Here is a 13,961-nt window from a genome sequence, read left to right as displayed (position 1 = left end):
ATTAATTCACCTCTACCGGTTCTTGAAATTCTGATCCAATCTGGCCATTTTCGACCATTTCCCCATCCAGTGACCACGATTTAGCATTTGTGATCTTAACCTTTACAATTTTTCCAATGGCTGTTTTAGGAGCCTTGAAGTTGACAAGCTTACTGCGTCGGGTATAGCCGGCAAGGATGTCAGGGTTTTTCTTACTCTCTCCATCCACCAGTACCTCGACGATCTGTCCTTTATAGTTCTTCATCGCTTCAGCAGAGTATTCCTTCACAACTGCATTTAACCGTTGAAGCCGTTCCTTCTTGACTTCCATCGGTACATTGTCATTCATTTTCGCCGCAGGAGTACCTTCCCTAGGAGAATAGATGTACGTAAAGGCCGATTCAAAGCCAACTTCCCGATATAAAGAAAGAGTTTCTTCGAATTGCTCGTCGGTTTCATTCGGATATCCGACGATGATGTCAGTTGTAAGAGCAACGTCCGGCATCGCTGTTTTAATTTTCCTTACTAATTCCAGGAATTGCTCACGTGAATACTTACGGGCCATGATCTTCAGGACATCTGTCGATCCGGATTGAACCGGTAAGTGAATATGCTCAACCAGATTCCCTTTTTTCGCAAGGACTTCAATTAAATGATCATCGAAATCCCTCGGATGACTTGTCGTAAATCGAATACGCGGAATATCCACTTTTCGAAGATCGTCCATTAAATCTCCTAGGCCATATTCAAGATCCTCGATATCTTTACCATAGGCATTCACGTTCTGTCCAAGAAGTGTGATTTCTTGATACCCCTGGGCGGCAAGGTTTCGTACCTCCTGGATGATTTCTTCAGGACGACGGCTCCGTTCCTTACCGCGTGTGTATGGAACGATACAGTACGTACAGAATTTGTCACACCCGTACATGATGTTCACCCAAGCTTTAATGTTCCCACGGCGTACCTTAGGAAGGTTCTCGATGACGTCCCCCTCTTTAGACCAAACTTCCACGACCATGGCTTTGGACATATAGGCATCGGACAAGATTTTAGGAAGACGATGAATGTTATGGGTTCCAAAAATCATATCCACTTGCTGGTATGTTTTCAGAATTTTATTCACAACGGATTCTTCCTGGGACATGCACCCGCATACACCGATCAAAAGCTCGGGTTTTTCCCGCTTCAAATGCTTCAGGTGACCTAATTCACCAAATACCTTATTCTCGGCATTTTCACGAATAGCACATGTATTTAAAAGGATAACGTCTGCATCATCAGTCGAATTCGTCGCTTCATAGCCTAATGCCATGAAAATCCCTGCCATCACTTCTGTGTCATGTTCATTCATTTGACAACCGTACGTACGAATATAGAATTTCTTGCCTTCCCCTAAACCTCTATATTGATCATCAATCGTAAAGTCATTATGATATTTAATTTCTTCCTTCCCACGCTTTTTGGCATCTTTTAACGATGGTGGGATATAGACACTTTCAAAGTATTTACTGTAATCCTTTTCGGATTTTTGGTCCGATGGAGTAACAGACTTTGATTGTTGTCCATGTTTTCTTTGTTCTTCGTTCATGAAAAATCCCCTTTCTGCCTCTATAACCAAACCGCTTATCTTCTATTATAAATCATCTAAGAAGATATACATTCTTGCACATTATAATAGTATAAAGGTTTTCGAGGATACATACAATAGAGGCGCTTAAGTGTTGAAAATTGTTCGAAACTTCCCGCTTACCAGTATAAATGGGCTTTCATCCATGTAACTCCCCTTGTAAATGGTGCATAACGTAAAGTAAGACAAATACCCATGGAGGAGATTAAAATAGCGAAGAATGAAATAAAGACACCTATGTATCACATTGAAAACCAAGAAAAATTATACTTCCTTTCTAAAATAGATGAACTAAACCAAACCATTGAAAGATTACAAGAAAGCCATCTGTATGCTGAAGTTCAGCATTATAAAGAACTTTTCATTTCTAACCTTCACCAATTAGAGCATCTAAATGAGGAGTTAGAAATAAACCGGGTTTCTGAAGAAGAACTTATAAAGGATCGAAATAGATTTAAAGAATGGAAAGAAAAGCTTGAGAATCAAGTAAATGACCTTCACCATCAACAACACATAAAGGAGAATATCCTTATAGAGAAGACTGAAAAAATTCATGAATTAGAGCAAAAGCTCGTTCAAACTGAAGTGGAGCGGAAAAACCTGGACCTTTCCATGTCCAGGCTGGATAAAGAAAGAGATTCACTCCTTCAACAGCTTCACGAAAAGGAAAATCTGCTTCAAGACAAATCTATAACCATAAATGAACTAGAAAAAAAACTCCTTCAATCCGAAAATGAACTCAATACCCTCTCACTTTCCTTATCCAAGCTGGAAGAAAGTCATACTAAGTCATCCACTGAAAACGAAACTTTACTTAAAGAAAAGCAAACATTACTGCAACGAAATCAATCTTTAAATACGAAGGTCCTTAGTCAACAACAGCATATTTCGGATTTAAATGCTGCATTAGCTCATTCCGAAGAAACGAAGAAAGAAATGTTCTATAGCCTTATTTCTAAAACAGAAGAGCTAGAAAAGCTAATGTCTGAGAGGAAACATGCACTTGATTCTTTGCAGTTCGCAAAGGATCAGTTAGTTGAAGCAGAAAAGCAAAAAATGGAATATATTAAAACATTTATCAGCGAATATCAAAAGCAATTTGAAGAGAATGAGTGGTGGTTTTCCACCCAATTTGCCGATATTGATCAACGGTCAAAACAACAGGATGAACGGATTGAAGCGGTTGAGCAGGAGCAAGAACTCAACTTTATCCATCAAAATGAAGTACTAATGGAGAAATTTGAAGAAGTCGAGCAGCGATTTATAGAGTTTATTGAGGAAGTGGATTCCATCCGTGACCAAAATTCAAGAATGACCCACAATTTATTTGAGCTGAAACGAATGGTTGAAAATCAAAAACGAAGTCAAACCCATATTATTAAACCTCGTCAGAAACCAATAGCCGATAAAATGGTCACTCAAAACGACGACAGTACAAGTGAATGACGTCAGTAATAAAGAAAGTTGCCTAGGAAGATCCCTTGGCAACTTTTTATGGTTAAAAGGTAATCATGATTTTGTTGTTTGAACTGAGCTGGAGCTCTTGTTCTTCAAATAACACAAACCCCAAAATAGTAGAAGTTTCCTGTTCTTCGAGATTTTCTAACGTAAATTGTAACCCCTCCACCGCAATTGTTTCCCCCGGCGGAATAACTGATTCCTGTATAGATTCAATCCAATAATCCCCAGTTGCGAATGCCTTTTCGAGCCAATCTTCCCCCATATACCTCCATCCTTGTGCACCGTTTTGGCCTTGAATGGAAAAAATCTCACTCATTTCAGGGGGCAGGATCTGTCCACCAATTTCAATTTTATCTGGAGGATTCATTCGAAAGCAGATTTTTGGATTCAATAAGTCTACGTTTCCTGTATTCTTTATGAAAAAATCTGCTTTGATAGAATATCGTTCCAGTTTTCGATTGGGTAATAAATTATAATCAAAATATATTTCAGCAGATGGCTTTTTCACCTGGGCTTCCCGAGTTTTCCGATTCGCTTTTTGCTTTTTGATTTCTTCATATTCTTTATCATCAATCTCGGTATGCCTATTTGGCTTCTTTACCTCATCCTTATTTATTCCCGAGTCCTCAACAAGCTTACCTGTCGTTTTTAATAAGTGCATCACATTCAAATCGAGTAAGGTGGGTTTTTGATTCCCAAGTAGTATTTTCAGTGCACAAGTCGTTAAAATTGCAGGAGCTTCATTAAGTAAGAATTCTTCATCTTTACACTGTATGGAACATCTAAGATGGGGAATTGAGTGTCGCTCTTGCAATAAATAGTACCCATTGAAATGCACCTCATCCTTATAGACCGAGAGACTTTTTTTCACATTGATGGAATTCAGTTTTTCGTTATATCCAAATGAAACAAACCGTTTATCGCCCTTTGGTTTACTCGTCACTAGTTCAAAAAACAGGTCCCCCTCACTGAGCCATTCAGTATTTTCCATTATTGAAATATCCACTCCATAATGAGTTAATACTTCTTTCACCTTTTCATGTATCTCATGATTTATGTTTTCATTCGGTGTGTTCACTGATAGCCATACTTTTTTTCCGTGTAAAGAACTATTCACTTCCACCATTTGTTCTTCTTTGTTCCAATTGAAATGATAATTATTCTCCGCACAAAAAAACTGGATGGCTGATAAGGAATAGTCTGGAATTGATCCCCAATCATGATTATTGATTTTTAATTTCATGTAAATGCTCACCACCCTATTGAAGTTGTCTATGTATCTTATGAATACTAAGAATGAAATATGATTTAGTTCTTTCGCAAGTAGCAAACACCGAAATCGATTCCCTCGAGTATGGGTTCATACTCCTCCATTTTCAGAGTATGTCACCCAAAAACTATTTGACGACATCCTCATATTTAATGTTTCGCTTTACGTATAGCAGTACTGGTGAAGGCGCTTTCGTTATAAGGGGTGGGCTGATGTTTGTTTTATTCCACAGCCCTCTCCTCTCATTATTTTTAACATAAACTAGTAAGAGTCAGGTGTCGATCTACACTTCATCATATGGATGGTGATGATCAGGTAATAAAAATGATGTTTTATGAAAGGAGAATTTATTATGATTACCCCTCATGGCGGTAAACTCATTGACCAGGTAGTAAAAGGGAAAGTACGTGATGAACTATTAACCCGAATTTCTTCCCTTCCATCCATCACGTTAGATTCATGGGGGCTTTCCGATTTAGTTCTGATTGCCACAGGTGCCTTCAGCCCCTTACAGGGATTCATGAACCAAAAAGACTATCTGAATGTTCTGAAAGATATGCGTTTGGCAAATGGAATGGTTTGGAGTCTACCTATTACTCTCCCTATTTCTAAACAATTAAAGGAGAGTCTTTCAATTGGTGATACCGTTTTTCTTAAAGGAGAAGATGGAGTGGCCTACGGTATGATGGATATACAAGAAATGTATGAATACAGTAAAGAAGCAGAAGCACTTTTCGTATTTAAAACATTGGACAAACTTCACCCCGGTGTTCAGAAAACCTTTACAAAAGAGGATGTGTATGTAGCTGGACCCGTTAAGCTGCTTCAATTCCCTGATTGTTTTACAAGGGATTTCCTAACACCAAAACAATTGAGGGAAAGATATACAGAATTAGGTTGGAATACCATCGTCGCATTCCAAACAAGGAATCCCATACACCGTGCCCATGAATACCTTCAAAAAACAGCCTTGGAAAATGTCGATGGATTATTAATTCACCCATTAGTGGGAGATACAAAGCAAGACGATATCCCTGCGGAGATTCGAATGAAAAGCTATAAAATACTACTCGATGAATACTATCCTAAAGATCGGGTCCTATTGTCTACTTTTCCTGCAGCGATGAGATATGCAGGGCCTCGTGAGGCTGTATTCCATAGTTTAGTACGGAAAAATTTCGGCTGTTCGCATTTCATTGTGGGAAGAGATCATGCTGGAGTTGGGAATTATTATGGAACATTTGATGCTCAGGAAATCTTCTCCGAATTTACAAAAGAGGAGATAGGAATAGAGATATTAAAATTTGAACATGCATTTTATTGTATTAAGTGCGCTACGATGGCGACTACAAAAACGTGCCCTCATGATGAAGAACTCCACATTCATTTGAGCGGAACCAAAGTACGTAAAATGTTAAAAGATGGAATCATGCCACCTGAGGAATTTTCGAGACCAGAAGTGATTGAAGTACTAATTAATGAAATGAGCCGTGATTCATAGGATCAAGGTATACCACAAGGAGACGACATCATGTTAGAATTTTATATTGTAATATTTGGAATGATTGTTATGCTCTCATGCCTGGTCTTTGAATTGGAACGGCCCGAAATCGTTCTACCCGCAACTCTTCTCCTATTCGTATTAACAGGTGTCATTACGCCTCAGGAAGCTACAAGGGGCTTTTCTAATGAAGGGATGCTGACCATCGGTTTATTGTTTATAATAGCTGGTAGTATTCAAAACAGCGGAATTGTCGATCGCGTTTTTCAGATGTTGCTGAATCATTCAACTTCAAGAAAACACATACTTGCAAAGATTCTCTTCCCAATCTCTTTCCTATCAGCTTTTCTTAACAATACTCCCATTGTCATTGCCTTCACCCCTCTTGTTAAGAAGTGGTGTGAAGATCATCATCTTTCCCCTTCGAAATTCCTGATCCCACTATCTTATGCGACAATTCTTGGCGGTACTATTACACTCATTGGAACATCGACAAATCTTGTCGTCCATGGTTTACTTCTTGATCATAACCTTAGGGGCTTCACGTTTTTCGAACTTAGTAAGATTGGGGTTCCAATAACCCTCGTTGGTTTATGTTACCTTGTATTTTTCAGTTCATACCTGTTGCCAAACCGTCATAGCAGTCCCATTACTAACCTGGATTCCTTGAGGGAGTTTACGGGTGAAATCCTGGTACTTGAAGAATTCCCATATATCAACAAAACTGTTGAACAGGCCAGATTAAGGAGTCTAAAAGGACTATTTCTTGTCAGTATCATTCGTGATGACGAAATCATTACCCCTGTTACAAATACAACCGTCCTTAAAGAAAATGATCGTTTAATTTTCATAGGGGACATTACGACCATCACGGAGCTTCAGTTCAATAAGGGGCTTGAATTACAAAGTAATAACGGTTCATATTTCCCCTTCAAACAATTGGTGGAGGCTGTGGTTTCACATCATTCAACCTTATTATTTAAAAAAATCAAAGATACGAATTTCAGAAGTAGACACAATGCGGCCGTCCTCGCTGTCCATAGACAAAATCAGCGCATAAAAGCCAAAATTGGAGATGTTGTTTTAAAACCTGGAGATATCTTGTTACTCGTTACTGGACCTGATTTTCATAAAAAAGTGCATACAAATGACTTTTATTACGCAACACCAATTGATAATAAAATCAGCACCCACAAACAATCAAAGCAAGGATGGTTCTCCATCGCATTACTAGGTACAATGATTCTATTGGTGACATTAAGCTTTCTATCCATGTTGACAGGTATGGCATGTACTGCCTTACTATTATTTTTATTAAAAATTGTATCTGCACAAGAGGTTAAAAATTCAATCCAATGGAATGTATTGTTACTGGTTTCCTGTTCGTTTGGTATTGGGTATGCCTTGATAAATTCAGGTGTTGCCGCTTATATTGCTACTATATTAATGGAGGCTACCAGACCTCTTGGAGTTTTTGCCGTTATCCTCGCAATCTACCTTTTAACCAATATATTTACTGAAATGATGACTAACAGTGCTGCTGCAGTCATGATGTTTCCTATTATTCTGGAAGTTTCAAGGTCAATGGATTTAGATCCGATTGCCTTGGCAGTCACTGTGACCATTGCTGCTTCTGCTAGTTTCGCAACTCCAATCGGTTATCAAACAAACCTGATTGTATATGGTCCTGGTGGATATCAGTTTAAGGATTTCCTTAAGGCGGGAATACCACTGAATATTATTACGATGCTGACCACTGCAGTGCTGATATATTTCTTTTGGCTATGAATTTTTGAAACGAAAGGAGATAAAAATGATGGAAAAGAATATTAAATGGCATGAAGGAAAAGTAGTGAAAGCAAATCGTCACAAGTTACATGGACATAAAAGTGCACTGCTTTGGTTTACAGGATTGTCTGGCTCTGGGAAGTCCACCATTGCAGTCGAGGTTGAAAAAGTATTGCACGAACATGGGATCCACACTTACCGACTTGATGGCGATAATATTCGACATGGATTAAATCAAGACTTATCATTTTCAAAAGAAGATCGCAAAGAAAACATAAGAAGAGTCGGAGAAGTATCTAAATTATTTGTCGATGCAGGGGTATTAACATTAGCTGCATTCATTTCCCCCTTTAAAGAGGATAGAGCATTCGTTAGATCTCTCTTTCAACAACAAGAATTCATTGAGATTTATGTTCATGCAAACGTTCAGACCTGTATAAATAGGGATCCTAAAGGTCTTTATGAAAAAGTGGATAAGGGTGAAATCAAAGGGTTTACAGGTATTGATTCACCATACGAAATTCCTGAATCGCCTGAAATAATGGTTGACACAGAAGGCCAGTCCATTGAAAAATCCGTCGAGCAAATCGTCCAGTATTTAAAGAACAATAAATTGATTTAGAAATTAAGGGATTTTTTCATAAGGAGGTGAATGCGGTTTGATGAAGGACATAATTGAAATAGCGATACAGGCGGGAATGAGAATTTTGGAAGTATATAATGATACGTATAACATTTATCAAAAAGCAGATTTATCACCGTTAACTCTTGCAGACCAGCTGTCCCATGAATATATAAAATCTGAACTATGTAAGTTGTCGGCAGATATCCCCATACTAAGTGAAGAAGGCGACACGATCCCCTTTGAAGAGAGAAAGAACTGGTCTACATTTTGGTTGATTGACCCTCTGGACGGAACGAAGGAGTTTATCAAAAAGAATGATGAATTCACCGTAAATATCGCTCTCATCAAAGAAAGCCGTCCTGTAATGGGAGTAATATACGCCCCTGCTCTCGATATTCTGTATTTCGCTGAAAAAAATAAAGGCGCTTTCAAGATAATGTGTGGAGGTACTTCCGGAGATAGAAAATCGACATTGATCAATTCTTCATCCTCTTTTGGAAAAAAGGTGCTCATATCCAAGTCCCATCTGTCCAAAGCGACTCTGGACTATGTTGACCTTTTACAAGGACAGGAAGGGGAAATTGAGTTTGCTTCTATTGGAAGTTCCTTGAAGTTCTGTATGATTGCAGAAGGCAGTGCCCAATATTATCCCCGACTAGCACCTACAATGGAATGGGACACAGCTGCAGGGCAAATAATTGTAGAAGAAGCAAACGGGCAAGTGCTTGAATATGAAACTGGCAAACCTCTTGTCTACAACAAGGAAATCCTCATTAACCCCTCTTTCATCTGTTCCATATCTTAATAATATTCCGGCTGCTAAAAAAAGCAGCCTTTTCTATATTCACGAAAAATCCTTTTTCCCCATACACTACCGTAAACTATATCAGAGCAAAGGGGCGATACTATGGGAAAAGAGCCTCCAAAAGTATCAATCATTTTTCCAGTTCGTAATGAAGGTAAGAATGTGAAAATGACCTTGGATTCATTGTTTACAATTAAAACGAATATTGAGATTGAAGCAATTATAGTGGATGATGGTTCCACAGATAAATGCTGCAACTTTTTGGAAAATTACTTACACCGGCATAAAGTGACGTATGTCCGTGCAAATGCATTAGGTCCGGCAAATGCCAGAAACTTGGGGGCTTCAAGAGCTAAATATCCATATTTAGCATTTTGTGATGCTCATATGACGTTCGAGAATTTCTGGATTGACCGTTTAGTTTATCATATCGTCAAAGGGACAAGCGACGCTGTATGCCCTGCTATAGGATCTCTTGATGATCCATCCATCAAGGGATATGGCCAATCCTTAACTCCTGCACTCAAAATAAAGTGGCATCAAAAACGGAGTTCATTGTTTGAAACAGCCGTATTACCGGGAGCTTGTATCATAATATCACAGAAGGTGTTTAACGATATAGGCGGGTTCGAAACAGGGTTTTCAACGTGGGGACATGAAGATGTTGAAATATCACTCAAACTATGGCTTTTTGGATATCGCTGTCACTGCGATCCACAGGTAACTGTTCTTCACTTATTTAGAACCATTCATCCTTACAACGTTAATTATGAAGGAATTTACTATAACTTATTAAGAATGGCTTACCTTCATTTCGATAATAAAAGGATAAAAAAAGCGAAAACTCTTGTTATACATGGTTCGCCTGCTGTCATTGAAAAAAAAGTGATCACAGACGGTGTACTACTTAAAAGGGCTCAATATGTAGGCAGAAGAAAAATCGACATCGAAGATTTGTTCAAGAAGTTCAACATTTTCTTTTAGTGAACACCAATATCTCATTACGACATAAAGTTCCCGTCGCAATGAGATGCCCGCTTAATGGTCTTCGAAGTACTCGAGGATATCATTCAAACTTTCTTGCAGTGATAAGGTGGGTTTCCAAAATAATTGACGAAGCGAGGAATTTTCAAAATGAATTTCAGGTGTGTGGTGAAAATGTTCGGTGAATAATGGAAGATCACTATGTGATAGCTCCTTCAACATTTTTGCAATCTTTAAAAAAGTGAATGTTTCACCTCTGGCTATAGTATAGCTATGATTTTTTTTTCCTTTATGCAGAATTAAATCGTAGGCTACAATGGCGTCCCTTACATCTAAAAAATCTCTATGATCAAGGATGTTATGAAAATGAAAGGTTTTCGATTTATCTTTCCGGTAATGTAAACATTTTTGGGCAAGTAGAGAGCAAATGCCATTTGAATTACCTGGACCTATCAAATTGGAAGGCTTTGCTATTCGTACGTCGAGATCATAGAACGTTGACCAGCTGGATGATACGAGAATTTGCATATATTTTGATAAGCCATATGGATGATTGGGATATCGTGATTGACATGGATTATACTCGATAACAGAGCCAACGATGAGAATAGTGGATTGGGGAACAGCTTTTTTTACTGCTTCAAGAAGATTCATCGTTCCTATTACATTTGTATTCATGGTGGAGATCGGATCTTCCCATGAGCGACCACTATGATTCTGAGCAGCAAGGTGAAGGATAAATCGCGGTTGAATAGATTTAAGTATATCACTCAAAGCCTCTGCATTCAGCAAATCACATTTCACCTGTTGAACCTGTTTCCGGGGCTGTTGATGGTGCCGAACTGCTCCATAGACCTCATACCCTTTATTAAGATAATACTCACATGCATGTCTCCCTGTAAAACCAGATGCACCGGTAATGAAGACTTTACTCATTTTTCTTTCATCCAATCTCGAAGTTCATTCAACATCTCCCTGTAACCCTTCACCGGAAACTTGTAATCCGTTCTTGTATGAACCAGAGTCTTATCATGCTTTGGTTCCTCTACAGGGAAAATATCTACATCATCGTGCTCGAAAATTTCCTTGAATAAAAGCAGGAGCTCAAATTTGGATATCTTCTCATCGACACTCAAATGATATATCCCTGAAATATTCTCCACTATCAATGCTTGAATGGCTTTTGCCAATTCAAGGGTCGTAACACCATTCCAGAAGACATTTTTATATCCTTTTATACTTCCGCTCTGTTGTAGGAACCAATGGAGGAGACCTATACCGTCCTCTTTTAATTCAGGGCCTATGATGGAAGTACGGACGGTCAGATGAGGCGGAGTTTCGATTTCGCCAAGTGATTTTGATTGGGAATAAACGTTCCAACCATCTTTTCGGTCGTTTTCAGTATACTGTCCTTTGTCTCCGGAAAAAACACAGTCTGTGCTTATGTGGACCAGCTTACCTCCGTATTCATTTACCATGTCCATCAATGAGTGAGGTAGTAGACTGTTCACTCGGATGGCTTCCTTCACATGAGTTTCGGCGTAGTCGTTAAGAAGTCCTGTGGCGTTGATGACGATTTCAACCTTATGCTCCAATACAACCTTTCTTACATTTTCAAGATCCCTTACATCTAATAAAATACCTTTATTATCTTCTTTTCTAACCGTATATAAAACGTGATGACCACAACGTCGTAAATATTCTACGATGACATGACCTGCCATTCCGTGTCCCCCCAAAACGAGGATATTCATTCTAGAAAACCCCCATCTTTCAGCATTGTTTTGATCTGATCATAATCAATGATATTGTCACTGGAAGAATACGTATCTAAATCTACTTGGGGGAAGTCCTCGTAATATTCCATTAACCCCTTGATAGGTATGGTTGGCAGTATGACAAAATACTCGTTATCATACACAATCGTATTATGACTTTCAAATTCCGTTAAAAGAAGCTCGTGGAGTTTCTCTCCTGGACGTATTCCCGATTCCTCAATAATCACTTCCTTGTCTGGTGAGTACTGATCAATTAATACTTGAGCAAGATCGATGATTTTACACGTTGGCATCTTCATAACAAAGATTTCTCCTCCATGACTTTCAAATGTTGCTTTGAAAAGAAGTTTAATAGCATCCTTGATTGTAAGAAAAAAACGGGTCATTTTTTTATCTGTAATACCAATTTTGGATTTGGTCTTGATTCCATGTTTGAATACATGTATGACACTTCCATTTGTCCCTAATACATTTCCTCCGCGAACACAGACAAACTTAGTTTTATCCGTTAATACATTTGCATTAATGATCAATTTCTCTCCCATCGCTTTTGTAAATCCATAGAAATTGGAAGGATTCGCGGCTTTATCAGTGGAGATATTGATGACCTTTTCAACATTATTTTCAATCGCTGCATCTATTATATTCTGTGTGCCCATTACATTTGTTTTCAATGCTTCCAAAGGCTGGAATTCACATACAGGAACATGCTTAAGAGCAGCCAGGTGAAAGATATAATCGACCATTCGAGTGGCTTCTGAAACCGCTTCTTTGTCTCTTACATCCCCAATAATGAACGTCAACTTAGGATGATTCTCAAATTTTTGTTTCATTAATACCTGGCTCGTTTCATTTCTGGAAAAGATACGAATCTCCCTTGGATCTTTTTCAAGCAGTTGAGATACCAGTTCATTTCCCCATGATCCAGTACCACCCGTTACAAGAATTGTTTTATTAGTAAACAATGTCTGAACCCCCTAGTAGAATATTAATCACTTTATCGGAAACATTTGTATCAAGGTACTCGGCTGGACAAACCCACTTTGATGGTTTTGAGCACATTACCTTCACCCCATTTAAAATGGCCGTTTCCTTTAACCCCGAAATGAAATTACTGCCGCAATCCACCGTTTCCGGCCGCTCAGTTGTCTTTCTGACCGTTACAGTCGGAATATGAAATATACAGCATTCCTCTTGAACTGTTCCGCTGTCCGTTAACACACAAAATGCGTTTTTCTCAAGTTTTATGAAGTCAAAAAATCCGAATGGTTCGTGAAGCTCGATTAATGGATGTAATTGTAAATGTGGGGATGAATGTAGTTTCGATCGAGTTCTAGGATGAGTACTGAGGATAATCCTCTTTTTATAAGTGTCGGCCAGCTGGTTAAGTGCATTCACGATAGTAGATAAATGTGCCGGGTTATCTACATTCTCTGCACGGTGGATAGTCGCCAGGAAGTAATCTTTTTTCTCCAATGCTAACTCTTGAAGGATCTCGCTACCTTCAATCTGTACATCATATTGGTTTAGAACTTCGAAGATCGGGTTTCCTGTAATGATGATTTTGCTGGATGTCATACCTTCATTGAGTAAATTGGTCTTGCTGTATGGTGTGTATACGAGATTATAGGAAGATACTGCATCTATAATTTTCCGGTTTTTTTCTTCAGGTACATTCAAGTCAAAACAACGATTTCCGGCTTCCATATGAACCACAGGGATCATCATTCTTTCTGCGAGAATTGCGCTTAAACCGCTATTTGTATCCCCCAACACCAGTACCTTGTCCGGTTTTTCTTTCAGTAAGATTTTCTCCAGCTCTTTAAATAATGATGAAAGTTGTTCTCCAAGTGATTGTTGTTTACCTGAAAGCACATAATCCGGCTCTCTTAATCCCAGTTCTTTAAAGAAGATCCCATTTAGGGAGTGGGTAAAGTTCTGCCCTGAATGGACAATAATATGGTCATCCGCCAGCAGATCCAACTTCTTCATGATTACACTCAACCGGATGATTTCAGGGCGTGTTCCCAAAACCGTTACAATCTTCATGATCACCTCTCCTTTTTCTTCCTCTTATATATTTATGTTTATAAGGGGGCCATGTCCTAGACTACTCTCTCTATTTTCAAAAAAGGCGTATGCC

The 13,961-nt window shown here is 38.7% G+C and carries 12 protein-coding genes; 6 read left to right on the top strand and 6 right to left on the bottom strand.

Going from position 1 to position 13,961, the window contains the following annotated elements; translation table 11 throughout:
* Position 1: 1 nt before the first annotated feature.
* Complete coding sequence (gene miaB, locus RSX31_RS03515; RefSeq protein ID WP_148993669.1) at positions 2-1,567, bottom strand: tRNA (N6-isopentenyl adenosine(37)-C2)-methylthiotransferase MiaB; 1,566 nt, start codon at positions 1,565-1,567, stop codon at positions 2-4.
* Between the two features lie 234 nt (positions 1,568-1,801).
* Between miaB and RSX31_RS03510 the strand changes: the two genes are divergently transcribed.
* Positions 1,802-3,052, top strand: coding sequence for a coiled-coil domain-containing protein (locus tag RSX31_RS03510; protein ID WP_315633314.1), 1,251 nt, complete (start codon positions 1,802-1,804; stop codon positions 3,050-3,052).
* Between the two features lie 52 nt (positions 3,053-3,104).
* Here the strand turns inward: RSX31_RS03510 and RSX31_RS03505 are convergent, their stop codons facing one another.
* Complete coding sequence (locus RSX31_RS03505; RefSeq protein WP_148993667.1) at positions 3,105-4,310, bottom strand: hypothetical protein; 1,206 nt, start codon at positions 4,308-4,310, stop codon at positions 3,105-3,107.
* Positions 4,311-4,689: 379 nt separating this feature from the next.
* Here RSX31_RS03505 and sat point away from each other — a divergent pair, with 379 nt between their 5' ends.
* The 5 genes from sat (at position 4,690) to RSX31_RS03480 (ending at position 10,040) form a co-directional block, all read left to right on the top strand.
* A complete protein-coding gene (gene sat / locus RSX31_RS03500; RefSeq protein ID WP_315633311.1) occupies positions 4,690-5,838 on the top strand; it encodes a sulfate adenylyltransferase in 1,149 nt (382 codons plus the stop codon).
* A 30-nt stretch (positions 5,839-5,868) separates the two neighbouring features.
* On the top strand, positions 5,869-7,626 hold the full coding sequence (locus RSX31_RS03495) for an SLC13 family permease (RefSeq protein ID WP_148993665.1): 1,758 nt from the start codon (positions 5,869-5,871) through the stop codon (positions 7,624-7,626).
* 25 nt (positions 7,627-7,651) lie between these two features.
* A complete protein-coding gene (gene cysC, locus RSX31_RS03490; RefSeq protein ID WP_148993664.1) occupies positions 7,652-8,248 on the top strand; it encodes an adenylyl-sulfate kinase in 597 nt (198 codons plus the stop codon).
* Between the two features lie 40 nt (positions 8,249-8,288).
* Positions 8,289-9,056: a 3'(2'),5'-bisphosphate nucleotidase CysQ gene (gene cysQ, locus RSX31_RS03485; protein WP_315633530.1), complete on the top strand. Its 768-nt coding sequence runs from the start codon at positions 8,289-8,291 to the stop codon at positions 9,054-9,056.
* A 102-nt stretch (positions 9,057-9,158) separates the two neighbouring features.
* A complete protein-coding gene (locus RSX31_RS03480) occupies positions 9,159-10,040 on the top strand; it encodes a glycosyltransferase family 2 protein (RefSeq protein WP_315633310.1) in 882 nt (293 codons plus the stop codon).
* A gap of 54 nt (positions 10,041-10,094) precedes the next feature.
* Here the strand turns inward: RSX31_RS03480 and RSX31_RS03475 are convergent, their stop codons facing one another.
* Genes RSX31_RS03475 through wecB form a run of 4 tightly spaced genes read right to left on the bottom strand, consistent with a single transcriptional unit; the run spans position 10,095 to position 13,867 of the window.
* The gene (locus tag RSX31_RS03475) at positions 10,095-10,976 is read right to left on the bottom strand and encodes an NAD-dependent epimerase/dehydratase family protein (RefSeq protein ID WP_148993662.1); all 882 of its coding nucleotides are present in this window, start codon (positions 10,974-10,976) and stop codon (positions 10,095-10,097) included.
* Positions 10,973-11,794, bottom strand: coding sequence for a dTDP-4-dehydrorhamnose reductase family protein (locus RSX31_RS03470; RefSeq protein ID WP_148969281.1), 822 nt, complete (start codon positions 11,792-11,794; stop codon positions 10,973-10,975). Before RSX31_RS03470 ends, RSX31_RS03475 begins: the two co-directional genes overlap by 4 nt.
* Entirely contained in the window at positions 11,791-12,783 is a 993-nt protein-coding gene (locus tag RSX31_RS03465) for a polysaccharide biosynthesis protein (protein ID WP_148969282.1), read from the bottom strand. The genes RSX31_RS03470 and RSX31_RS03465 overlap by 4 nt, the downstream gene beginning before the upstream one ends.
* A complete protein-coding gene (gene wecB, locus RSX31_RS03460; protein ID WP_148993660.1) occupies positions 12,773-13,867 on the bottom strand; it encodes a non-hydrolyzing UDP-N-acetylglucosamine 2-epimerase in 1,095 nt (364 codons plus the stop codon). Before wecB ends, RSX31_RS03465 begins: the two co-directional genes overlap by 11 nt.
* Positions 13,868-13,961: the final 94 nt, after the last annotated feature.

Origin of the sequence: Rossellomorea yichunensis, assembly GCF_032337515.1 — a bacterium.
In the GTDB taxonomy this organism is placed as follows: domain Bacteria; phylum Bacillota; class Bacilli; order Bacillales; family Bacillaceae_B; genus Rossellomorea; species Rossellomorea yichunensis.
This window is presented reverse-complemented; position numbering and strand designations above follow the sequence as displayed.

Coding starts and splice junctions, on each gene's coding strand:
- RSX31_RS03510 (WP_315633314.1), top strand. CDS start 1,802: ATGGAGGAGATTAAAATAGCGAAGAATGAAATAAAGACACCTATGTAT.
- RSX31_RS03470 (WP_148969281.1), bottom strand. CDS start 11,794: ATGAATATCCTCGTTTTGGGGGGACACGGAATGGCAGGTCATGTCATC.
- RSX31_RS03480 (WP_315633310.1), top strand. CDS start 9,159: ATGGGAAAAGAGCCTCCAAAAGTATCAATCATTTTTCCAGTTCGTAAT.
- RSX31_RS03505 (WP_148993667.1), bottom strand. CDS start 4,310: ATGAAATTAAAAATCAATAATCATGATTGGGGATCAATTCCAGACTAT.
- miaB (WP_148993669.1), bottom strand. CDS start 1,567: ATGAACGAAGAACAAAGAAAACATGGACAACAATCAAAGTCTGTTACT.
- RSX31_RS03495 (WP_148993665.1), top strand. CDS start 5,869: ATGTTAGAATTTTATATTGTAATATTTGGAATGATTGTTATGCTCTCA.
- cysC (WP_148993664.1), top strand. CDS start 7,652: ATGATGGAAAAGAATATTAAATGGCATGAAGGAAAAGTAGTGAAAGCA.
- RSX31_RS03475 (WP_148993662.1), bottom strand. CDS start 10,976: ATGAGTAAAGTCTTCATTACCGGTGCATCTGGTTTTACAGGGAGACAT.
- cysQ (WP_315633530.1), top strand. CDS start 8,289: ATGAAGGACATAATTGAAATAGCGATACAGGCGGGAATGAGAATTTTG.
- sat (WP_315633311.1), top strand. CDS start 4,690: ATGATTACCCCTCATGGCGGTAAACTCATTGACCAGGTAGTAAAAGGG.
- wecB (WP_148993660.1), bottom strand. CDS start 13,867: ATGAAGATTGTAACGGTTTTGGGAACACGCCCTGAAATCATCCGGTTG.